This is a genomic window from Affinibrenneria salicis (assembly GCF_008710095.1).
On the sequence record NZ_VYKJ01000009.1, the window covers coordinates 53,891 to 75,138 of the forward strand.

Here is a 21,248-nt window from a genome sequence, read left to right on the forward strand (position 1 = left end):
CCTCCCCCGACGCCGAGTAACGCTATTCATGCTAGAAGAAACCCGTCTGCATCGTATCCGCGCCCTGCTGACCACGCTCAATCAGGTTAGCACCGAGCGGGTGATCCAGCACCTGGGCGTATCGCGGGAAACCGTGCGGCGCGATATCCTGAAGCTGGAGGCGCAGGGCGTGCTGCGCCGCGTACACGGCGGGATCGTCGCCGCCGGCCCTGAACCGGAGCCGCCGCTGTCGGTGCGTTCCACCGTGCGGGAAAAGGAGAAGCAGGCGATCGCCCGCATCGCGGTGCAGCAGTTGCGCGCGGGCCAGACGCTGTTTATCGACGCCGGCAGCACGACCGCGCTGCTGGCGGATGAGCTGGCGTCAATGCCGGGCATGACCGTGATCACCAACAGTCTGAGCGTGGCGCTCAGGTTGAGCGCCGCGGACGACAGCAGCACGCGCATGCACGACGTGATCCTGCTCGGCGGCCATATGGGGCCATCGTCGCAGGCGACGCGCGGCGAACTGACCGTCAGCGAACTGCATCGTTACCGCGCCGATGTGGCGCTGCTGTCGCCGGTCGGCGTCAGCAGTCAGGCCGGCGCCAGCAGTTTCGCTCACCATGAGGCCGCCATCGCCCGCGCCATGGTGCAGCAGGCGCGCAGCTGCATCCTCCTTGCCGATCACAGTAAAATCGGCGTAACCAGCCGCGTGGCGTACGCCGCGCTGGCCGAGATAGAGATGTTAATCACCGATGCGTCCGCGCCCGCAAGCGACGACTTCGCCGCCCTGCGCGCCGCCCTGCGCCAGATGATCGTCGCCTGATCCGGCGGCGCTTTAGCCGGCGTCGCGCTGCCCGGCCGGCGCCGGCAGCGACGCTTCAATCAATGCATTCACCCGTTCGCGCAGGCGCAGCAGCGGCGCCGCCTGGTGAGGATAGCGTTTGAAGGTGATATCCATCCCCAGTTCCCGCTCAATCAACGCCAGCACCGTCGCCCGATCGGTCAGACTTTCCAGCAGCCGCAGCGCGCGCAGATCCTGCAGCCCCGCCTGCAATACCTTCAGACGCAGCGACTCCACCGGCGTCAGATCTTCACCCGGATAGACCAGAAAGGGATCGCCGGAGGGAAACGCGTTGCCGCTGTCGGTCACCGCATAAGGATTGAGCCGGGCGCGCGAGTGGGCGCTGTTGTAGAAGTTATAGCCCCAGTGCAAAAAACCGCTGACGTTATAGCGATAAAGCTGTACGCCCAAAATACGGTTGCGCGCCGAAGGCTGGGCAAAGAAACGGTTGGCCACCTCGGTTCGCTGTACGCAGCAGTAATAGGCCCACAGGTTGGGCACCTGGTGTTCAAGGAACGGCTCGAGATGATCGGTGGCCACCACCGGCGTTTCCACCAGTCCGCGCTGGTAAAAAGCGAAGTCCGACAGCGCGTCGAAAGTGCGGAAACCGTCCAGCAGCGGGCGCAGCGCGGCGCTGGCGCGCTGATAGGCGTCGATGTTCTCCAGCGTCGGCTCATCGGAGATATGGAACCACACACGCTGCTGCAGGCCGCGTTCGCGCCACCAGGCGGTGAGCGCCGGCAGCAGCGCCTGCAGAAAGCGCTGGTACTCTTCGCCGTGCGCATCGGTATGCCAGCCGAATAGCGGTCGCGTGCGGCCATCCACCTCGGCGATAATCTTCGGCGCGTGCGCCGCGCCCCACTGCGTGAACAGGTGCGCGATTTCGAAGTGCTCAATGCCCTCTTCCCGCGCCAGATCGACCCACTGCGCCAGCCGGCTGAAATCAAACAGATAGTCCTGCCCGACGCGCTTAACCCCAATCAGCTGCACCGTGGTGCGTTCGCCGCCCGGCGCGGTATCCAGCGGCGGCGTGAAGATCGGCGTCAGCAGCATGTTGACTCCGTGTTCCACCGCTTTGCGCACGAAATTACGCACCGCCTGCCAGTACTGCGGGCTGAACACCGCGATCCGATAATAATCGGCCAGACAATCGCTATGCAGCCATTCCGTGTGCAGCAGGGTCTGCGCCGGCAGCGCGGCATCCACTACGTGCAGCGTGGCGCTGACGATCGCCAGCGGCTCGCCGGACTGTACGTCGAATACGCGCAGCGTCAGCGGATAATCGCCGCCCGGCAAACCTTGCGCCGGCGGCGTCAGGGTCAGCCACAGGCTGCCGTAATAGTTGCAGGCGGCGAAAAACCGGTTATCCGCCAGCGGCGCCAGCGGGTCGGGAAATAGCCCCGGCTCGGTGGTCAGATAGTTTTCATCCACCTCGGTATAGCAGGGAAAATGGCTGGGCACCGACTGTACCTGACGCACGCTAATCCAGGGCGCCAGCTCGCCGTCGAGCTGATAGCGTAATTCGCGCCGCGTTTCGTTATCTGTTTTATGCAGGCAATAGACGCCCTGCCAGGAATAACATTCATTATTCAAACAGCTAAATGTATTTTGCTGCGTAAACGACGGCGCATTACGGCGATGAAATATCTTTTCCAGACAGTGGGTAAAAGAAAGTGACAGACGCATAATTGAGACTCATTTCATTAAAGCGGTAATAAATAATTGAGTTTCAGGCTAACGACTTTTATCCAGACAGACAATAGCCGGCAATAAAAATCTCGCCGAAGCCAGATTAAATCGATACGACAATAATTTTTTTCGCTTATTTTCGACCCTAAAATGAAAGCTTTCGCCCCCTGCACAATAAAAACAGTTTTAATCCCCATAATGGTGCAACGGATTTATACGACTTTTAGCGCACTGATAGCAGGCCGCAACGCATTCTGTCGTGGGAAATTGTCGACAATGTTAATAAAAAGTGAACGATTACAGCTTTCGTTTTCGGGTTTTTATCTTTCGATTTTAACAACAATGAAAGTTTTATGCCCTATTTTTGGGCAAAAGCCGGTGTATTGACAGGGTAAAAGTTAAGGGATAGAAAGAATTAACGTTACGAAAATCCTTATTTTCCGTACACCGGGGGAAGCCATGTTAACTAAAAAAATTACAGGTCGTTTTCTTACGCATTCGGCTATCGCAGCGGCGTTATTATTACCAGCCATGTCATACGCAGCTAATCAAATAACGTTACGCTATTCGGTATGGGACAGAAATCAATTACCCGCCGAGCAGGAAATCGCTAAACGATTTGAGCAACAGAATCCTGATATTAAAGTGGAAGTGGAATTAACGCCTGCCGCCCAATATTTTGTCAAACTGGACTCCGCCGCTGCCGGCGGCGTAGCGCCGGATATCTTCTGGATTAATATGCCTTATTTTGTCCAGTACGCGAAAAACGGCATTATGGAGCCGCTGACGCCTTATTTAAAAGACGGCAAAGTGAATTTAAACGACATCGTCGCCAGTTCGGTGCACGCCTATCAGTATCAGGGCCAGCAGATGGCGATCCCGCGCGACGTCGATTCCATCGCCGTCTGGTACAACAAAAAACTGTTCGATCAGGCCGGCGTCAGCTATCCCACCAATGACTGGAACTGGGACGATCTGAAGAAGAAAGCCGGCGAACTGAAAAGCGGCCTGAAAGACAGCGCCTTCCCGCTGGTGATGGACCTGAGCATCGACGGTCAGGACAGCTATCTGAATATGCTGTTCCAGAAAGGCAACCATATCGTGCCGAAGGACGGCCAGCCGACCGACATCGCCAATGATAACGCCATCTGGGTCTACCAACAGATACAGGACATGATGAGCAGCGGTCTGATGCCCAGCGCGCAGCAGATGAGCGAAATCAAAACCGAAAACATCTTCCAGTCCAACCGCGCGGCGATGGTCTACGCCGGCTCCTGGCTGGCCGCGCCGTTCGCCAGCAATGAACTGATCAATGATCATATCGGCGTGGTGACGATGCCGAAGATCGACCGTCAGTCCGGCGTGGCGCATAGCCTGGCGTACGCCGTCTCCTCGCACAGCGCGCACAAGCAGGAAGCCTGGAAATACATTGAGTTTATGAGCAGCGAAGCCTCGCAGGCCACGCTGGCCAAAGCGGTCATTCCGGCGAATAAAATCGCGGCCAAACAGTGGGCGGCCAACATCCAGAAAGTGGACGTCACGCCCTATATCGACACGCTCAACTTTACCGAAGCCTACCCGACCGCCGGCACCAACACGCCTAAATGGCAAAATATGTGGATCGCCAGCCTGAAGAAAATCTTCATGGGCGCCGACGCGAAGAAAGAGATGGATAAATCGGTGAAAAAGATCGAACGCATCATGGAGCAGTAACGCACTCCGCCCGGCGCGCCGACCCGAAGGCGCGCCAGCGGCGAAAACGCACAGAAGTCACAGGTGAGGAATGGCAACATGTCGCTGGCAGAAACGGCTACGGTCACCATACAACAACAAAAAAATACCCCCCGCGCGGCGCTGAACCGTCTGGAACGCGCCGAACGTTTCTGGGGCTGGGTGATGATCCTACCGCTGCTTATGGGTTTGACGGTGTTTTACTTCATCCCCTTTTTACAAAATATCTTTTACAGCTTTACCGATCTCAACCAGTTTATGAACTGGACCACCATCAGCCTCGATAACTATATCAATCTGTTCGGGGATGATGATTTCTATATCGCCGCCTGGAACACGCTGTTCTACGTTGTGGTTTGCGTGCCGATCAGTCTGGCGCTGTCGTTGCTGCTGGCGATCGGCCTTAATCAGCCCATTCGCGGCAAGGCGCTGCTGCGCACCCTGCTGTTTCTGCCGGCGGTGACCATGCCCGCCGCGGTGGCGATGGTGTGGCAGTGGCTATTCAATAAAGATTTCGGTCTGGTCAATCAGGCGCTCGGCCTGCTGCACGTTGATCCGGTCGGCTGGCTGTCCGATCCGAATATGGTGCGCATCAGCGTGGCGATCATCATTATCTGGTCGTCGCTGGCGCTGAAGATCATCATCCTGCTGGCCGGTCTGCAGAATATTCCGCGTCAGCTGTATGAGGCCGCCGATATCGACGGCATCGGCACGCTGCGCCGTTTCTTTTGCATCACGCTGCCGATGATGCTGCCTACGCTGTTCTTCGTCTCCGTGATGAGCTTTATCGAGATCCTGCAAATTTTCGACGTAGTGTTCCTGATGTTCGATCGCACGATGGTGGAGAGCGACGCCATGACCATCACTTATCTGTTCTACAAATATGCGTTCTACCTGCAGGACAAAGGCTACGCCACGGCGATCACCGTAGTGCTGTTCGCCGTCACGCTGCTGATCACGCTGGTGCAGATGATGATCGGCAAACGTCTGAAAGTGAGCTGAGGATCCCTGATGAATACAAGTAAAAAAACGCTGGTCTGGCTGTTTATGACGCTGGCGGCGCTGGCCTCGGTGATGCCGTTTATCTGGATGCTGATTACCTCGCTGAAAACTCAGGCGGAAAGCATCCAGATCCCGCCCACGCTGCTGCCGCAGCAGGCGAGTTTGCTGGCCTACGGCAGGATCATGCGCGAAATCCCGTTTGTCGATTTCTATATCAACTCGCTGCTGGCCACCTTTTTCACCGTCACGCTGCAGATGGTGATCGCCACCATGGCGGCCTACGGCTTCTCGCGCCTGCACTTTCGCGGCCGCGACCTGCTGTTCATGCTGTGCGTGTCGATCCTGATGGTGCCGAGCCAGGCGTTTCTCATCCCGCAGTTTCTGGTTATCCAGAAGATGGGGCTGGTGAACACCATCACCGGGCTGGTGCTGCCGGGCATCTTCAGTATTTACGTCACCTTTCTGCTGCGCCAGTTTTTCCTCGCGGTGCCGAAAGAGATGGAAGAGGCCGCGCTGATCGACGGCTACAGCCACTTCGCCATTTTCTGGCGCATTATGCTGCCGCTGATTCGGCCCGGCATTATCGCCTGCATCATCATCAACGGCCTGTGGAGCTGGAACAACCTGATGTGGCCGCTGATCGTCAACACCACCGCGGAGAAGCTGACGCTGCCGGTCGGGCTGGCCTCGCTCTCCAGCCGCGCCGGGGTGGAATACCCGCTGCTAATGGCCGGCGCGCTGATGGCGGTGATCCCGATGCTGATGCTGTTCATTCTTTTCCAACGATATTTTATCCAGGGCATCGCCAGCGCTGGCGTAAAAGGCTAACCGACAACACAAGGTAAATAACATGGCCGGTATTCAGTTAAACAATGTGAAGAAGGTTTACCCCAACGGCTTCCAGGCGCTGCACGGCGTCGATCTCGAGATTAAAGACGGCGAATTCATGGTGTTCGTCGGCCCGTCGGGCTGCGCTAAATCCACTCTGCTGCGCATGATCGCCGGGCTGGAAAGCGTTAGCGAAGGCCAGATCAAGATCCATGGCCGCTGCGTTAACGACACCATGCCGAAAGATCGCGGCATCGCCATGGTGTTCCAGAATTACGCGCTCTACCCGCACATGACGGTCTACAGAAATATGGCGTTCGGTCTGATCGGCAAAGAGAGCAAAGAAGAGATCGATCGCCGGGTGCGCGACGCGGCGAAGAAACTGGAGATCACCAACCTGCTGCAGCGCAAGCCGGGCCAGCTGTCCGGCGGCCAGTGTCAGCGCGTGGCGGTCGGCCGCGCCATCGTGCGCAAACCGCGCGTTTTTCTGTTCGATGAGCCGCTTTCCAACCTGGACGCCCGGCTGCGCGTCTCCATGCGCGTACAGCTGATCGAACTGCACAACCAGCTCAAACAGGCCGGCTCGGCGGCCACCATGGTGTACGTCACCCACGATCAGGTGGAAGCGATGACCATGGGCGACCGCATCTGCGTGATGAACCGCGGCAATATTATGCAGGTGGATAAACCCATCAATCTCTACCACCGGCCGGCCAACCGCTTTGTCGCCGGATTTATCGGCAGCCCGTCGATGAACCTGCACGACCTGCCGCTGGAACGCGGCGCGCAAGGCGTCCAGCTGAGCCTCGGCGCCGAACATCGGCTGACGCTGCCGCCGCAGCTGGAGCGGCAGCTGGCGGACTATCCGCATCAGCGCGTCTGCCTGGGCATTCGCCCGGAATACCTGCGTCCGGGCGTTGCCGGCGACGGCAACTGTTTTCCAGCCAGGGTAGCCACCATCGAACGCATGGGCAACGAAGAGCTGCTGCACTGCGAGTTCGCCGGCCAGCGCTTTGTGATGCGCATCGCCTCGCAGCCCGAATGGGAGCCCAGCCTCGGCGAAACGATCCATCTGGCGTTCGATCTGACGCGCGCGCACCTGTTCGATGAGGCGAGCGGCCAGAATCTGTACAACGGCGCCGGCCAATAGCGGAAAGGCGGCGGCCGGCGCGCGGAACACATCCTGTACGCATAACGCGCTCAGGGAACGAAGCTCGCGCGCCGGCCTGCCGGAAAGATGAAAGCCACCAATATGGAGCACCCTGCAATGTCACCTGCTCAACGCAACGACGATGCCGATCGCCCGGTAAGCGTGCTGGTCATCGGCGCCGGCGCGCGCGGCGAGATTTACTCGCGCTATGCGCTGGCGCACCCGCGACTGATGCGGGTGGTGGCGGTAGCCGAGCCGCGCGACGTCTACCGCCGGCAGTTCGTCGCCCAGCACGCCATCGCGCCGCACAACGTGTTCACCGACTGGCGGCAGGCCGAAGCGGCGGGAAAACTGGCCGACGCGGTGCTGATCTGCACCCAGGATACCCTGCATCTGCAGCCTGCGCTGGCCTTTGCCCGCCAGGGGTACGCAATGCTGCTGGAAAAACCGCTGTCGCCGGACGCCGACGAGTGCCGCGCCATCGTACGCGAGGTGAAGCGCCAGGGGATCCTGTTTTCCGTCGGCCACGTACTGCGCTATACCCGCTATACCCAGCGGCTGAAACAGCTGCTTAACCAGCGGATTATCGGCGACGTCGTCAGCCTGCAGCACCTGGAGCCGGTCGGTTACTGGCATCAGGCGCACTCATTCGTGCGCGGCAACTGGCGCAACGATCGCGAGGCCGCCTCGATGCTGCTGCAGAAGTCCTGTCACGATTTGGACTGGATTCGCTACATCATGGCGCAGCCGTGCGTGCAGGTCAGTTCGTTCGGCGGGCTGCACCACTTTCGCCGTCAGAATCAGCCGGCCGGCGCGGCGGACAACTGCATGGCGTGCGCGACGGAAGTGGAAAGCCGCTGTCCCTATTCCGCGCGGCGCATCTATCTGGGCGACGACTGCAAGGCTACGCCCGGCTTCCTGCGCGTACTGACGCCGGAGGTGGATCAGCCGCATCTGCAGGCGGCGCTGCGCGACGGCCCTTACGGCCGCTGCGTCTACCGCTGCGATAACAACGTGGTCGATCACCAGGTGGTGAACCTGCAGTTCGCCGGCAATCGCAGCGCCACCTTTACCATGACCGCCTTTACCCGCATGGAAGATCGCAAAACGCGCATCTTCGGCAGCCGCGGCTGTCTGGAGGGGGACGGCCGCTACATCCGCGTGACCTCGTTTCTCGACGACGGCGAAACGGTCTACGACACGGAGCAGGACGCCGACGATCTGCACGCCATGTCGGGCCACGGCGGCGGCGACTATTACCTGATGCAGCACTTTATCGCCGCCGTCCGCGCCGGCGACCCCGCCCCGATCCTGTCCGGGCCGGCGGAAACGCTGGAAAGCCACCTGATGGTGTTCGCCGCCGAGCGCGCGCGCCGCGCCGGGGCGGTCATCAAACTAAGCGAGGCCTGATACCGTGCAAATACGTTATGGATTCGATATCGGCGGCACCAAGATCGAAATGGCCGCCTACGATGCGCGGCTCAACCAGCTGTTGTGCCGGCGCGTCAGCACCCCGACCGACGATTATCCGGCGTTTCTCGCCTGTATCGTCGGGCTGGTGACGCAGGCCGACAGAGAGCTGGACTGTCGCGGCAGCGTCGGCGTCGGCCTGCCGGGCATTACCGACCCGGTTAGCCGCCGGCAGCTGTCGGTCAACGTCCCCTGTCTGAACGGTCGCCTGCTGGCCGACGATCTGGCGCGTGAACTGGCGCGCCCGGTGGCCATCGACAACGACTGCCGCTGTTTCGCCCTGTCCGAGGCCCGTACCGAACAGACCGGCCATCTGTCGGTGGTGTTCGGCGCCATTCTCGGCACCGGCGCCGGCGGCGGGCTGGTGATCGACCAACAGTTGCATCGCGGCAAAAACGGTCTGGCCGGCGAATGGGGCCACACGCCGATCTCCGCCCGTCTGGCGCTGCGTTACGACCTGCCGCTGTTTGACTGCAGCTGCGGACTGAGCGGCTGTTTCGAGCGCTACGTGTCCGGCAGCGGTCTGCTGGCGCTGAGCCGCCATTTCGGCCATCACGCCGACAGCGTACCGGCGCTGATCGCCAGCTACCGCCAGGGCGATCCGCTGGCGCAGCGCCTGATAACCATCTTCGTGGATATCCTGGCCGGCGCGCTGGCCGGTCTGCAGCTGCTGCTGGATGTGGACGCTTTTGTGCTGGGCGGCGGTTTATCCAACGTCGAAGAACTCTATCGCCTGCTGCCGCCGGCGATGCGCGGCTGGCTGCTGCCAGGCGCCGAACCGGCCGCGATCTGCGCGCCGGTGTACGGCGACAGCAGCGGCGTACGCGGCGCGGCGCTGCTATGCCCGACACGGCAATAAAAAACAATGAAAGGCCGCGCCAGGAAAATAAACGGACGGCGCTTTCACAGCAGATTTATTTATTCACCCGCGGTGAACGATTTCCGCCGGATAAATAACGGATTATCAGTTTTCAGTTATTTTTCTCCAGCTTTCGGTTGATTGAAAAATGAAAGTAAAAAATTAAATAACTAGTTGATTGATAAGTATATTTTTAATTTTATTGGTTGCATTTCATTGTTTCGCTTGCTGTAATCCGCCACGAACAACTGAAAGCGCAAGCGACCGGACTCGCCACGCCATACGATGACGCGGAGCGCTCCGGTTACAGCAAAATCAGGGGTCAGCATTAATGATAAATACCGCCAGACGCCGGGAATTAATTATCGATCAGCTGTGTCGTGAAGGAACGGTGCGCGTGGAGCAACTGAGCGGCCAGTTCGGCGTTTCCACCGTTACGATTCGCAGCGATTTGCGTCACCTGGAAAAATGCGGCTGTGCGGTACGCGCCTACGGCGGCGCGATGCTGAATAAACAGTTTGTGTTTGATCGCCCGCTGCAGGACAAGGGCCGCATCAACCGAGACGTGAAATATTCCATTGCCTGCGCGGCCGCCGCGCTGGTTAACGACGGTGACGCCATCATCCTCGATTCCGGCTCCACCACCAGCCTGATGGCGCAGCAACTGATGGGTAAAAACGATCTGGTGGTGATGACCAACGCGCTGAACATCGCTTTCGAACTGGCCAACAACGAGCAGGTGGATTTGATGGTGGTGGGCGGCAGCGTGCGGCGCAAATCCTGGTCGCTGTACGGCCCGGCCGCCGAACAGCATATCCGCCAGTATCGATTCGACAAATTGTTTCTGGGCGTGGACGGGTTCGATCTGACCGGCGGCATCACCACGCCTAACCCTGGGGAAGCCCAGCTCAACCGCGCCATGTGCGACGTGGCGCGCGAGGTGATCGCCGTGGCCGACGCCAGCAAATTCGGCCGCACCAGTTTCTGCATGATCCGCGAAATCGGCCAAATCCAGCGTTTGGTCACCGACAGCCGCATCCCGGAAGACTACCTGCATGCGCTGCACGACTTAGGGGTCGACGTGATTATCGCCGATCGTTAACCGCCATTTTATTAAGGAGTTTTCATCATGAATCGGTACTTTGCTTACGATGCGGGCTGGCTGGAACAGCAGCATGCGCTGCACACCGCACGTGAGATCTGGCGGCAGCCGGAATTGTGGGCTGCGCTGTACCAGCAGCTGATGACGCACCAGGCGCAGTGGCAGGCCTTCCTGGCGCCGCTGCTGGCGAACCCGCGTCTGCAGATTGTTCTGTGCGGCGCCGGCAGTTCCGCCTTCGCCGGCCGCGCGCTGGCGCCGTGGCTGCGCGAAAAAACCGGCCGCGACGTAGTCGCTTACGGCACCACCGACATCGTCGCCACGCCGCGGCAATACCTTGACGTCACCCGCCCGACGCTGCTGGTTTCCTTCGCCCGTTCCGGCAACAGCCCGGAAAGCGTGGCGGCGGTACGGCTGGCGGACCAGATGATCGGCGAGAGCTATCACCTGATGCTGCTGTGCAACCCGGACAGTCACCTGGCGCAGTACGCGTGGCAACGCGACAACGTCTGTTCGTTGATCATGCCGCAGGGCTCCAATGACCAGAGCTTCGCCATGACGTCCAGTTTTAGCTGCATGATGCTCAGCGCCGCGCTGCTGCTCGGCCCTTATTCGCTGGCCGAGGCGAAGAGTCCGCTGGAAAACATGATTGCCCGCTGCCGCGTGCTGCGCGAAAGCCTGCAGCCGCAGGTAAAACAGCTGGCCGCCAGCGGTTTTCGCCGCTATATCCCGCTCGGCGCCAGTTGCTTTACCGGCCTGGCGGAAGAAGCCGCGCTGAAAATGATGGAGCTGACCGCCGGCCAGATCGTTACCCGCTACGACTCGCCGCTCGGACTGCGCCACGGCCCTAAATTCATGGTCGACAGCCAGACGCTGGTGCTGCTGATGTTCTCCGGCGACGCCTATACCCGCCAGTACGATCTTGACCTGTGGAACGAACTGAGCCGCGACGGTCAGGCGCTGGATATGGTTGGTCTGGGCGGTCACGCCGAACCGCTGCCGCAGTTGCCGAATCTGCATCAGGCCGATGACGATGTCTGGCTGATGTTCCCCTATCTGCTGTTTACCCAGATGCTGGCGTTTGAAAGCTCGCTGGCGCTGGGACTGACGCCGGATAACCCGTGCCCGACCGGCGAAGTTAACCGCGTGGTCAAAGGCGTCACGATTTACCCCTATCCTTCTTCTGCGCTGTAAGGAATTTCTATGTATCTGATATCCAACCGTGAAATGCTGCAGAAAGCGCAGCGCCGCGGCTATGCCGTACCGGCCTTCAATGTCCACAATCTGGAAACCGTGCAGGTGGTGGCGGAAACCGCCGCCGAGCTGCGCTCACCGGTCATTATGGCCGGCACGCCGGGCACCTTCAGCTATGCCGGCACCGACTATATGGTCGGCATCTGCCAGTCGGCGGCCATGCGTTACAACCTGCCGCTGGCGCTGCATCTCGACCATCATGAAGAGCTGGACGATATTGAAACCAAAGTGAAGAGCGGTATTCGCTCGGTGATGATTGATGGCTCGCACCTGCCGTTCGAGCAGAACATCGCCAAAGTGACGGAAGTGACGGAGCTGTGCCACCGCTACGGCGCCAGCGTGGAAGCGGAGCTGGGCCGCCTGGGCGGACAGGAAGACGATCTGGTGGTCGACGCCGCCGACAGCTTTTTTACTGACCCGGCCGCCGCGCGCGAGTTCGTCGCCGCCACCGGCATCGACTCCCTCGCGGTGGCGATCGGTTCCGCCCACGGCCTGTACCACGGCGAGCCGAAACTGGATTTCGATCGACTAGCGCTGATTCGCGAGCAGGTTGATATCCCGCTGGTGCTGCACGGCGCTTCCGGCATCCCGGAAGCGATGGTCAGGCGCGCCATCTCTCTCGGCGTGTGCAAAGTTAACGTCGCCACCGAATTGAAGATCGCCTTCGCCGACGCGGTGAAAAGCTACTTTTCGCACAATCCCGACGCCAACGATCCGCGCAAATACATCGTGCCCGGCAAGCTGGCGATGAAAGAAGTGGTGGCCGAGAAGATCCGCATCTGCGGCAGCGCCGGTATGCTGTAAGCTCCCGCCGCGCGGCTAATCCCGTTGCGGCGCGGTCTTTCTGATCGCCAGCGCGCGCAACAGCACGCCGATGGTGGTGCTGTTGTGCAGCAGCGCGCTCATGGCGGGAGACAGGTAGCCGAGCGCCGCGGCGAACATGATGCCGCTGTTGATCCATTCGGTGGCCTTGATATTGCTGCTGACCAGTTCGATCGCCTGGCTTGCCAGTTCGCGCGCCGCGGCAACGCCGTCCAGCGAGTCGCGCAGCAGCACCACATCGGCCGCCTGCTGCGCCAGCGCGGTGCTTTTATTCATGGCGATGCCGACGCTGGCCTGAGTCAGCACCGGCGCATCGTTTACCCCATCGCCGACAAACATCACGCGGCGCCCCTGCGCCTGCAGGCGTTGCACCACCTGCACCTTACTCTCCGGCGTCGCTTCGGCGAAATAGCCGTCCATGCCCAGTTCGTCCGCCATCTGCCGCGCCCTGCTCGCCTGGTCGCCGGACAACAGTATCAGTTGACGCACGCCCGCCGCCCGCAGCCGGGCCAGCACCTGAGGCGCCTCATCGCGGATGCGATCCTGCAGGCCGATCATCCCGGCCAGTTTACCGTCCAGGCTGATGAACAGCAGATGCCGGCCGCGCCCCTCAAGCTGTCGAATCGCCGCTTCGCCGGCGGAAAAATCGATCTGGTAATGCTCGGAGAGAAAATGCCGGCTGCCGATCACCAACTGGTGGCCATCGGCTTCGCTGAGCAGCCCATGAGCGATGACGTACTCCACTTCGCCGTGATTGATGTGCGGCAGCTCGTGCTGACGCGCGGCGTCCACCACCGCTCTGGACAGCGGATGGTTGCTGTGTTCTTCCACCGAGGCCGCCAGCGCCAGCAGACGCTGGGAGCGATTGGTCTGCGGATCGAAACTGACCACGTCGGTGACCAGCATATCATCGTAAGTCAGCGTGCCGGTTTTATCGAACACCACGACGTCGGCGACGGCCAACTGCTCGATAGCCCGTCCGCCTTTCAGCAGCAGGCCGGCTTGCGCGGCGCGGTACATGGTAGACTTGAACGCCACCGGCGTGCTCAGCTTCAGCGCGCAGGAATAGTCGATCATAAATACCGAGGCCAGCCGCTGCCAGTCTCGGGTCAACGCAAACACCAGCGCGCCGACGCCGAAGGTGATCGCCACCCGGCGATCGGCCATCGCCTGGGTCAGTTCCTGGGTTTCGCTGCGCGTTTCCAGCGACTCGATGATAAAGCGGCGAATACGCGCAGTAGTAGAGTGATCGCCCACCTGCTCGGCGCACACCGCTAAGTTGCCTTCCTGCACCAGGGTGCCGGCGTAGATAAAGGCGCCTTTCTCGCGCCGTACCGGCACGCTTTCTCCGGTCAGAGAAGCCTGATTAATTAACCCGGCGCCGCGCACCACCTTGCCGTCGGCCGGCACCGTATCGCCCGGCCCCAGCAGCATCAGATCGCCGCACGCCAGCTCGCCGGCGTCCACCCCGAACGTCTCCCCGTCGCGCTCGACCCACACCGAACTGCGCTGCGGCTGCATCAGTTCCGCCAGCAGGCTGTCGGAGTGGCGGCTGGTCTTCTGCTCCATATATTCGCCCAGCGTCAGCAGCGTGTGGGTCAGCATGGCCGTACCGTAATCGCCGCGCAGCAGGGAAACCGACAGCGCCAGCGCATCCAGCACTTCGACTTTCAACTGACGCTGGCGCAACGTGGCGACGCCTTCGCACACCGTGGGGGCGATCATCGCCAGCGTGGTCAGCGCGGCCGCTTTGCGCGGCAGAAAACGATTGCCGGCCAGCGCCAGCACGCTCAGCGCCACATCGCCCGCGCAGTACTCCTGTTCGTGTTCGCCCGCAACGGCCGCCGCCCAGTCAATCCGGCGCAGCTGCGCCAGCAGGGCGGACTCGTCGGTCTGATGGCGGTGATAACACAGCACCAGCGAGGCGGCTTCCGGCCGCACCCGCACCTGATGCACGCCGCCAAACGCCAGCACCTGTAGGCGCAACCAATCCGCTATCGCCGGATGATGACGCAGCGGCGACAAACGGACGCGCAGCCGCCCCGGCAGCCGGTGCAGCACAACAACCGGTGTACACGCCATCTCAGGTTTACTCGTCCGGGGTTTGTGGGTTGTCGGCGTCGCGATTCCGGTAGTAGTCCAGCTCCGCCTGCACGTCAGCCAGCCGCTCTTTCAACTCTTCCATCTCGCCGCGTACCGCGTGCCAGGCTTTGCCGGCCGTCTGACCAATGCCCTGCTGAACCTTGCTGTTGGACAGCAAATACGCCACCGCGGCGCCGGCCACCAGGCCGGAGATAAAGTGAGAACGTGAATTAGTCTGCCGCCAGTCTGGTTGAGACGGGGCGGCGACCGGCGGCGCGGCGGCATAGGGATTCACGCCCGGGTAGCCATAGAAAAACGGCCCGGCCTGGTTATTGTTCTTCATGCGAACTCCTTGTTAGCGTGTCCATCAGGTACAACCCTGCCGCGCCGGCGCTCAATACGGTGAGCATGGTCAGCAACGGCCGGCCGGCGGTCGCTTCGGCCACCGCCATCGCGCCGCCGCTCAACAGACCGGCGCGCGCCGCATCGCCGGCGGTCCGGCAGGCCGCATCTTCCAGGCTCTGCTCGCCCTGACGATAACGCTGCCACTGCTGCACCCCGGAGGCGACGCCGCCGAGGATGGCGCCGGCAATCAGCGCGCGGCTGGCCGGATGGAGTCGATCGCCGCTATTGCTCATTACGCTCTGGCTCCGTCGCTTCGCTATCGTCCAGCGGCGCCGCGTCAGTTTTATGACGCGCGACCGAATCTCTGAATCCTTCTTTGCCGGCCTGCACCGTATCGCGGAAAATCGTCCCGCCGGTGGCGAGATTATCTTTCACGCTGCTGGCGGTCTGCGTCACGCTGTCTTTGACCTTGCCGCCGCCGGTTTTCAGCAAATCGCCCGCGTTGGCGACCAACTGCAGCAGCGTCGAACGCACATTCTCATTGCTTAAAATCAACGCCGCGGCGGCCCCCATCATCGCGCCCTTCCAGAATTCTTTATCGTCCACGCCCAACGTGCTGAGCAAATGCTTAAAAATGCCGGACTGCTCGCCCATCAGTTCCTCGACCATACCCTGCGCCTGCTGATACAGACCGGCATCGGCGGGAGAAGGCGCATGCGAATGGTGGTGGTGAGAGGCTTGCCCGGGCCAGGCGGGCGGCGGCGGCACCGGCGCGCCGGGATACCACGGCATGGCGTAGCCCGGATAAGGCGGCCACATGAAAGGCGGCGGCGGAGCGCCCACCGGCGGCGCGTAATTCGGCGCGGTCTGGGCGGCGGGTTGCGGCGGAACGGGCGGCATACCATAGGGGTAGCCGTACCAGGGATAAGCGGTATTCTGAGGTTGCTCCTGATTACTCATATTTCACTCCTGACTCAATGATTGAGGAGATGAACAATACGCTGAAATGCGTCCTGTGCTTTCTCATCCTCACTGGCAAACAGGGCATCCACCAGCGCGGGCGACAGGCGCTGTGCGTCGTACTGCAACAGCAGACTGCCCGTTTCCCGATTGATCTGACACTGTCTGATAATGCCTGCATCGCTGCACAGATCATTCAGCGCCGACAGTTGGCGTTCACCCAGCGACATCACCAGACGATTGGTAAAGCGCAGCCTTACGCGGCCCGGAATATGATGAGCGATCGTCACCCAGCGGCGCAGCGTAAGTAAACCGGCATAAGACTCAACGGACATAAAAAATATTTCACTACAAAGACAGGTATTTTCTGAGTTGTACAGGCTAATTACCCCGCGTGTGTTGATATGCATCAATTCCGCGACGGTGGACAAATAACCGACAATTAATGTAAATTATTCTTACTTCGTTTCGTATTATTAAAGGCGTCGCTATGGTTCCCTATATTCATCAAACTCAGGGCCGGATTCGGGTTCGCTCAGACTTTATCCGTCACTCTCCGGCCAGCGTCGAACAGGTTATTAATCAGCTGACGGCAATGGATGGCATCAGGGATATTCAGTACAAACGTTATGCCGGTTCCGTGGCTATTTTGTTCGATCACCGGATGATTAACGCGGAAACGCTGCTGGCGACGGCGCAAAGCGCGGGCTGGCTGCAGCAAAAAGACGATCCGGCCATGGTGGATAGCGCGGTACGGCGCGGCACGCAAACGCTGCTCAAAGGTCTGGCCGTCATGACGTTAAAAAGGACGCTGGGCCACACGCTGACCCGCATTCTGCTGGCCGCCTGACGTCGTCCCCTGCCCGCCCGACGCGCACGGGCGGCGCGACCGTCGCCCGGCTTCACCGCTCCCGCGCCAGCCGAACGTTTCTCCGCATTTCCCCGCCTGTTGGCGACATAATCAGAAAAAACTCTTCACAATGGGTGAAGCGGCGCTGATTTTTGCCGATGAATAGATTAGATAATGTCAGACATACTGACCGTCCCGGTTAAGCGGTCATCAAATACGGCGGGCACAGGAGGCCCGGCAGGAGCGGACTGACGGCGCGAAGGCATCGCCCTCATCAGTCCGGCGATTTCTACAGGTTGGCGGAAGCGTAACCTGCAGCGCGTTATCAGCATCGGAATGGAAAAATGAGCGAAACCCTAATCTATATCGCCACCTGGCTAATTTTTCCCACCATCATGGGTCTGTATGCTATCCGCATGTGGCTGCCGCTGACCTCGCGGCTGGCGATAGACGATCGGGCCGGCTTTATCGTCGGCGCGCTGAGCGGCGTGACCGTGTTCCTGCTGTCCGCGGCGCTGGCGCTGTTAATCACCCGTCTGCAGACGGATAAAATGCTCTGGCTGAGCGGTTCCACTTTGTTCGCGCTGGCGATCGCCGGCGGCGTGCTGCGCTGGCTGTCGCTGCCGTGGCTCAGAAGCGCCAACCGCCAGCGCCGTTTGCGCCGGGTGAGCATCGCCGCCGGCGCCTGCGTAATGGTTTTGATTATGCTGCTGCGCTAACGGATCCGCGCCGTCAGACAGGCCCCGGGCTTACGCCCTTTTCCGCGCGCCAGGCATTAGATCAGCGACGCTTCCTTCAGTTCGCTCTTTAGATAGGCGTAATAAATCGGCGCCGCAATCACGCCCGACAGACCAAATGCCGCCTCAAACACCAGCATCGCCAACAGGATTTCCCACGAGTGCGCCTTAATTTTCGTGCCGACGATCTTCGCGTTTAAAAAATATTCAAACTTATGGATCAGCATCAAATAGAGCAAGGCCACCAGCGCCACCGCCAGCGACAGCGATAAGGCGGAAATAAATACCATCGAATTGGATATCAGGTTACCGATCACCGGCAGCAACCCGAAAATAAAGGTCATCACCACCAGCGTTTTGGCGAAGGGCAAATGTACGCCGAAGCACGGCAGCACGCCGAGAATAAAAATAGCGGATAAGATGGTATTGACGGTCGAGATCTTCACCTGGGCAAACACAATATTTCTGAAGGCGCTGGATAATAACGCGACGCGTTTTAATAACTCCGCCTTTAGCAACGGCTTATCATCATCATGATTCACGTTATACAGCGAAATGATCGCTCCCAGCACCATACCGATAAGCATGGTGACGAAGCCGTGCAGGAAACTTTTGCCCATATTCTGCAAAATCACCACATGCTGCTGTAGCCACTGCAGGAATTCGTGCTGCAGCTCTTCCACGCTGACCGGCAGATAGCCGGGTAAATAGAGCGCCAGCTCATGCTGCACATCTTGTAAAATAACGGAAATGCGATCGCTGAAGCCCGTCGTGTCCCTCATTTCCTGCATCAGAAAACCCACCAGGCTGGCGAACAGCATAATCAGCAGGCTGACTACCGCGGTGCTGATCACCGCCACCACCAACCAGCGGGCCCGCTTGCCGCTAATAATCTTTTGAAAATAAGGGGTGAGTAAATTAACGATCTCGTACACTAAAAAACCCGCAATAAAACAGGCGAGCAAATGTAACGGCAATAAAATTAACAGCCCGCCCATTATAAAGAAAAAACTCAATAATCTGGCCTGTTTTAAATTTAATAACTGCATGATGACGTCCTGGACATAAAGCAATATGGTTCAAAGCACCTCACGATATTGGCGCCGGAACGTCCCTGCGCGACGGAACGTTAGGTATCAGGCACTTTGATTTCTTGTAGCCGTCAGTCTACCAGCATTCCCCTGGCGATTCAGTAAACGCATGATGCGAAAGCGGCTATTTTTTTACCTGTCTGCTTGCCCAAAAACACTATCCACTTACACTTTCCTTACATTATACTCACATGGCAAACACACCCTAAAAAACCACAAATTACAAAAGGTTATCACTATGCTCTGGAGAAAAAACCACGCCTGCCTTACCGCTGTCCTTATCATTTTCCCGCCCGCGCTCGCTCAGGCGCAAAACAGCGCCGATGATACGCTGGTGATCGCCGCCAGCCGCAGCAATAAGACGCAAAGCCAAATGTCTCAGTCCACCTGGGTGATTGAAGGTCGCGATATTCAGGAACAGGCTCAGGGCGGGAAAGAAATTAAAGATATTCTGGCGCAGCTGATCCCCGGAATGGATGTCAGCAGCCAGGGCAGAACCAACTACGGCATGAATATGCGCGGCCGCGCCATGGTGGTGATGGTCGACGGCGTGCGTCTGAACTCCTCCCGTACCGGCAGCCGCCAGATGGACGCCATCGATCCGTTTAACATCGAACGCATCGAAGTGATCTCCGGCGCCACCTCGCTCTATGGCGCCGGCAGCTCCGGCGGGCTCATCAGCATCATCACTAAAAAGGGCAGCCCGGAACCGCAGGTTGAACTGGAGATCGGCGCCAAAAGCGGCTTCAACAGCCATAACGACCACGATGAGCGAGTCGCCGCGGCGGTAAGCGGCGGCAGCGAGCAGGCGAACGGACGTCTGTCGGTCGCCTGGCAGCGTTACGGCGGCTGGTATACCGGCAGCGGCGATGCCGTACTGTTCGATAATACTCAGACCGGCCTGCAGTATTCCGACCGCCTGGACGTCATGGCCAGCGGCGGACTAAAGCTGGATGAAAACCAGAGCCTGACGCTGGTCACTCAATATTTTCGCAGCCAGGGGGACGGCGAACACGGACTGTGGCTGGGCGATAATTTCGCCGCGGCGACCGGCGGCGGCGTCAACGCGGAAACCCGCGGCGGCATGTCGTCCGATCGGGTACCGGGCACGGAGCGTCATCTGGTCAGCCTTGAATATGCCCACCAGGATTTTCTGAATCAAATCCTTACCGCGCAGATCTATTACCGTGACGAAGCGCTGACCTTTTATCCGTTTCCGACGCTGCGCAGCGGCGCGGTAACCAGCTACAGCGCATCCGAGCAGAACACCAGCCAGTACGGCGCTAAATTGACGCTCAACGCCGACCTGGCCGCAGGCTGGCAGCTCACTTACGGTATCGATGTCGATCGCGAAAAATTCGACGCCAATCAGATGTTTTTCGATCTGAACGCCGCCAGCCAGTCCGGCGGGCTGATTAACCATGAAATCTATAAAATCGGCCGCTACCCCAGCTACGACGTCAGCAATTTCGCCGCGTTCCTGCAAACCAGCTATGACCTCAATGAAATCTTCACGCTGAGCGGCGGCGTACGCCAGCAGTGGACGGAAAACAGCGTGGACGATTTCGTGGGTTATGCCCAGCAGCAGGCCATCGCCAACGGCCAGGCCGTCTCCGCCGATGCCATCCCCGGCGGCAGCACCCGCTACCGCACCACGCTGTTCAACCTCGGCCTGCTGGCCCATATTTCCGACCGTCAGCAGACCTGGCTCAACTTCTCCCAGGGCGCCGAACTGCCCGATGTGGCGAAATATTACGGCACCGGCAGCTATAGCGCCGTCAACGGCCATTACCACCTGAACAGCAGCACCAATATCAACGACTCGCGACTGGAAGATATCAAAGTCAACGCCTGGGAGCTCGGCTGGCGTTATCTGGGGGATAATCTGCATATCCAGACGGCGGCGTACTATTCGGTGTCCGACAAAACCGTCGATATCGCGCCGGATCTGACCATTGTGATGAAGTCCGACAAACGACGCATCTACGGACTGGAAAGCGCGATCGACTACTTCTTCCCGGACAGCGACTGGAGCGCCGGCACCTCGTTTAACCTCATCAAATCGCAAACCAAAACCAGCGAAGGCTGGGAGAAAATCAACATTAATACCGCCAGTCCGTCGAAAGCCACGGCCTGGGTCGGCTGGCAACCGGGCGACTGGACGCTGCGCCTGCAGATGCAAAAGTCGTTCGATGTCTCCGACCTGAACGGCGACAAACTGCAGGGTTACCATACGCTGGACTTTATCGGCAGTTACGCCCTGCCGGTGGGCAAAATCAGCTTCAGCGTGGAAAACTTGCTGGATAAGCAATATGACACCGTATGGGGCCAGCGGGCGCAAAAACTGTATTCCCCCGGCTACGGCGCACGTGAAGTCTATGATTACCAGGGGCGCGGCCGAACCTTCGGTCTGACCTATTCCGCGCAGTTTTGATTTATGCCGGCGGACGACGTCG

20 protein-coding genes are annotated in these 21,248 nt (G+C 59.6%); 13 read left to right on the forward strand and 7 right to left on the reverse strand.

The genetic code is table 11. The features are described from left to right. Nucleotides 1–28: 28 nt before the first annotated feature. Nucleotides 29–805, forward strand: a complete 777-nt coding sequence (locus tag FJU30_RS16830; RefSeq protein ID WP_150436142.1) for a DeoR/GlpR family DNA-binding transcription regulator — start codon at nucleotides 29–31, stop codon at nucleotides 803–805. Nucleotides 806–817: 12 nt separating this feature from the next. Here FJU30_RS16830 and FJU30_RS16835 read toward each other — a convergent pair whose 3' ends face one another. Continuing rightward, nucleotides 818–2,509 (reverse strand): DUF4091 domain-containing protein, encoded by a 1,692-nt coding sequence (locus FJU30_RS16835; protein ID WP_150436143.1) that lies wholly within the window; start codon nucleotides 2,507–2,509, stop codon nucleotides 818–820. A 462-nt stretch (nucleotides 2,510–2,971) separates the two neighbouring features. On the opposite strand from FJU30_RS16835, the gene FJU30_RS16840 reads away from it, so the two are divergent. From FJU30_RS16840 to FJU30_RS16880, 9 genes are all read left to right on the forward strand, one after another. Further along, nucleotides 2,972–4,225: an ABC transporter substrate-binding protein gene (locus FJU30_RS16840; protein ID WP_150436144.1), complete on the forward strand. Its 1,254-nt coding sequence runs from the start codon at nucleotides 2,972–2,974 to the stop codon at nucleotides 4,223–4,225. Between the two features lie 78 nt (nucleotides 4,226–4,303). Beyond that, complete coding sequence (locus FJU30_RS16845) at nucleotides 4,304–5,245, forward strand: carbohydrate ABC transporter permease (RefSeq protein WP_150436145.1); 942 nt, start codon at nucleotides 4,304–4,306, stop codon at nucleotides 5,243–5,245. Nucleotides 5,246–5,254: 9 nt separating this feature from the next. Beyond that, entirely contained in the window at nucleotides 5,255–6,073 is an 819-nt protein-coding gene (locus FJU30_RS16850) for a carbohydrate ABC transporter permease (protein ID WP_150436146.1), read from the forward strand. A 22-nt stretch (nucleotides 6,074–6,095) separates the two neighbouring features. Then, entirely contained in the window at nucleotides 6,096–7,223 is a 1,128-nt protein-coding gene (locus tag FJU30_RS16855) for an ABC transporter ATP-binding protein (protein WP_150436147.1), read from the forward strand. Between the two features lie 117 nt (nucleotides 7,224–7,340). Then, nucleotides 7,341–8,633: a Gfo/Idh/MocA family protein gene (locus tag FJU30_RS16860; protein ID WP_150436148.1), complete on the forward strand. Its 1,293-nt coding sequence runs from the start codon at nucleotides 7,341–7,343 to the stop codon at nucleotides 8,631–8,633. A gap of 10 nt (nucleotides 8,634–8,643) precedes the next feature. Continuing rightward, the gene (locus FJU30_RS16865) at nucleotides 8,644–9,552 is read left to right on the forward strand and encodes an ROK family protein (protein WP_150436283.1); all 909 of its coding nucleotides are present in this window, start codon (nucleotides 8,644–8,646) and stop codon (nucleotides 9,550–9,552) included. A gap of 331 nt (nucleotides 9,553–9,883) precedes the next feature. Then, entirely contained in the window at nucleotides 9,884–10,654 is a 771-nt protein-coding gene (agaR, locus tag FJU30_RS16870) for a transcriptional repressor AgaR (RefSeq protein ID WP_150436149.1), read from the forward strand. A 27-nt stretch (nucleotides 10,655–10,681) separates the two neighbouring features. Next, the gene (locus FJU30_RS16875; protein ID WP_150436150.1) at nucleotides 10,682–11,845 is read left to right on the forward strand and encodes an SIS domain-containing protein; all 1,164 of its coding nucleotides are present in this window, start codon (nucleotides 10,682–10,684) and stop codon (nucleotides 11,843–11,845) included. Nucleotides 11,846–11,854: 9 nt separating this feature from the next. Beyond that, the gene (locus FJU30_RS16880; protein WP_150436151.1) at nucleotides 11,855–12,709 is read left to right on the forward strand and encodes a tagatose bisphosphate family class II aldolase; all 855 of its coding nucleotides are present in this window, start codon (nucleotides 11,855–11,857) and stop codon (nucleotides 12,707–12,709) included. 15 nt (nucleotides 12,710–12,724) lie between these two features. Here the strand turns inward: FJU30_RS16880 and FJU30_RS16885 are convergent, their stop codons facing one another. The 5 genes from FJU30_RS16885 to FJU30_RS16905 are packed head-to-tail and all read right to left on the reverse strand — an operon-like array spanning nucleotide 12,725 to nucleotide 16,449. Next, nucleotides 12,725–14,809, reverse strand: coding sequence for a heavy metal translocating P-type ATPase (locus FJU30_RS16885; protein ID WP_150436152.1), 2,085 nt, complete (start codon nucleotides 14,807–14,809; stop codon nucleotides 12,725–12,727). A gap of 7 nt (nucleotides 14,810–14,816) precedes the next feature. After that, entirely contained in the window at nucleotides 14,817–15,152 is a 336-nt protein-coding gene (locus FJU30_RS16890; protein WP_150436153.1) for a YtxH domain-containing protein, read from the reverse strand. Beyond that, nucleotides 15,139–15,447: a hypothetical protein gene (locus FJU30_RS16895; protein WP_150436154.1), complete on the reverse strand. Its 309-nt coding sequence runs from the start codon at nucleotides 15,445–15,447 to the stop codon at nucleotides 15,139–15,141. The genes FJU30_RS16890 and FJU30_RS16895 overlap by 14 nt, the downstream gene beginning before the upstream one ends. Next, nucleotides 15,437–16,114 carry a hypothetical protein gene (locus FJU30_RS16900; protein ID WP_150436155.1) on the reverse strand — a complete coding sequence of 226 codons (678 nt, stop codon included), beginning with the start codon at nucleotides 16,112–16,114 and terminating at the stop codon, nucleotides 15,437–15,439. The genes FJU30_RS16895 and FJU30_RS16900 overlap by 11 nt, the downstream gene beginning before the upstream one ends. Nucleotides 16,115–16,128: 14 nt before the next feature. Beyond that, the gene (locus FJU30_RS16905; RefSeq protein ID WP_150436156.1) at nucleotides 16,129–16,449 is read right to left on the reverse strand and encodes an HMA2 domain-containing protein; all 321 of its coding nucleotides are present in this window, start codon (nucleotides 16,447–16,449) and stop codon (nucleotides 16,129–16,131) included. A gap of 155 nt (nucleotides 16,450–16,604) precedes the next feature. On the opposite strand from FJU30_RS16905, the gene FJU30_RS16910 reads away from it, so the two are divergent. Both FJU30_RS16910 and FJU30_RS16915 read left to right on the forward strand, forming a co-directional pair. Next, nucleotides 16,605–16,964, forward strand: coding sequence for an HMA2 domain-containing protein (locus FJU30_RS16910; RefSeq protein ID WP_223881619.1), 360 nt, complete (start codon nucleotides 16,605–16,607; stop codon nucleotides 16,962–16,964). Nucleotides 16,965–17,308: 344 nt separating this feature from the next. Beyond that, the gene (locus FJU30_RS16915; RefSeq protein WP_150436158.1) at nucleotides 17,309–17,683 is read left to right on the forward strand and encodes a hypothetical protein; all 375 of its coding nucleotides are present in this window, start codon (nucleotides 17,309–17,311) and stop codon (nucleotides 17,681–17,683) included. Between the two features lie 56 nt (nucleotides 17,684–17,739). On the opposite strand, the gene FJU30_RS16920 is transcribed toward FJU30_RS16915, so the two are convergent. Continuing rightward, nucleotides 17,740–18,750, reverse strand: a complete 1,011-nt coding sequence (locus FJU30_RS16920) for an AI-2E family transporter (protein ID WP_150436159.1) — start codon at nucleotides 18,748–18,750, stop codon at nucleotides 17,740–17,742. A 280-nt stretch (nucleotides 18,751–19,030) separates the two neighbouring features. On the opposite strand from FJU30_RS16920, the gene FJU30_RS16925 reads away from it, so the two are divergent. Beyond that, nucleotides 19,031–21,226: a TonB-dependent siderophore receptor gene (locus FJU30_RS16925; protein WP_150436160.1), complete on the forward strand. Its 2,196-nt coding sequence runs from the start codon at nucleotides 19,031–19,033 to the stop codon at nucleotides 21,224–21,226. Nucleotides 21,227–21,248 lie beyond the last annotated feature (22 nt).

What these genes read in the sequence shown, in the direction of transcription:
- FJU30_RS16900 (WP_150436155.1), bottom strand. Translation starts at nt 16,114, where the DNA reads ATGAGTAATCAGGAGCAACCTCAGAATACCGCTTATCCCTGGTACGGC.
- FJU30_RS16885 (WP_150436152.1), bottom strand. Translation starts at nt 14,809, where the DNA reads ATGGCGTGTACACCGGTTGTTGTGCTGCACCGGCTGCCGGGGCGGCTG.
- FJU30_RS16830 (WP_150436142.1), top strand. Translation starts at nt 29, where the DNA reads ATGCTAGAAGAAACCCGTCTGCATCGTATCCGCGCCCTGCTGACCACG.
- FJU30_RS16840 (WP_150436144.1), top strand. Translation starts at nt 2,972, where the DNA reads ATGTTAACTAAAAAAATTACAGGTCGTTTTCTTACGCATTCGGCTATC.
- FJU30_RS16910 (WP_223881619.1), top strand. Translation starts at nt 16,605, where the DNA reads ATGGTTCCCTATATTCATCAAACTCAGGGCCGGATTCGGGTTCGCTCA.
- FJU30_RS16835 (WP_150436143.1), bottom strand. Translation starts at nt 2,509, where the DNA reads ATGCGTCTGTCACTTTCTTTTACCCACTGTCTGGAAAAGATATTTCAT.
- FJU30_RS16890 (WP_150436153.1), bottom strand. Translation starts at nt 15,152, where the DNA reads ATGAAGAACAATAACCAGGCCGGGCCGTTTTTCTATGGCTACCCGGGC.
- FJU30_RS16925 (WP_150436160.1), top strand. Translation starts at nt 19,031, where the DNA reads ATGCTCTGGAGAAAAAACCACGCCTGCCTTACCGCTGTCCTTATCATT.
- FJU30_RS16920 (WP_150436159.1), bottom strand. Translation starts at nt 18,750, where the DNA reads ATGCAGTTATTAAATTTAAAACAGGCCAGATTATTGAGTTTTTTCTTT.
- agaR (WP_150436149.1), top strand. Translation starts at nt 9,884, where the DNA reads ATGATAAATACCGCCAGACGCCGGGAATTAATTATCGATCAGCTGTGT.
- FJU30_RS16895 (WP_150436154.1), bottom strand. Translation starts at nt 15,447, where the DNA reads ATGAGCAATAGCGGCGATCGACTCCATCCGGCCAGCCGCGCGCTGATT.
- FJU30_RS16905 (WP_150436156.1), bottom strand. Translation starts at nt 16,449, where the DNA reads ATGTCCGTTGAGTCTTATGCCGGTTTACTTACGCTGCGCCGCTGGGTG.
- FJU30_RS16850 (WP_150436146.1), top strand. Translation starts at nt 5,255, where the DNA reads ATGAATACAAGTAAAAAAACGCTGGTCTGGCTGTTTATGACGCTGGCG.
- FJU30_RS16880 (WP_150436151.1), top strand. Translation starts at nt 11,855, where the DNA reads ATGTATCTGATATCCAACCGTGAAATGCTGCAGAAAGCGCAGCGCCGC.
- FJU30_RS16860 (WP_150436148.1), top strand. Translation starts at nt 7,341, where the DNA reads ATGTCACCTGCTCAACGCAACGACGATGCCGATCGCCCGGTAAGCGTG.
- FJU30_RS16915 (WP_150436158.1), top strand. Translation starts at nt 17,309, where the DNA reads ATGAGCGAAACCCTAATCTATATCGCCACCTGGCTAATTTTTCCCACC.
- FJU30_RS16875 (WP_150436150.1), top strand. Translation starts at nt 10,682, where the DNA reads ATGAATCGGTACTTTGCTTACGATGCGGGCTGGCTGGAACAGCAGCAT.
- FJU30_RS16855 (WP_150436147.1), top strand. Translation starts at nt 6,096, where the DNA reads ATGGCCGGTATTCAGTTAAACAATGTGAAGAAGGTTTACCCCAACGGC.
- FJU30_RS16845 (WP_150436145.1), top strand. Translation starts at nt 4,304, where the DNA reads ATGTCGCTGGCAGAAACGGCTACGGTCACCATACAACAACAAAAAAAT.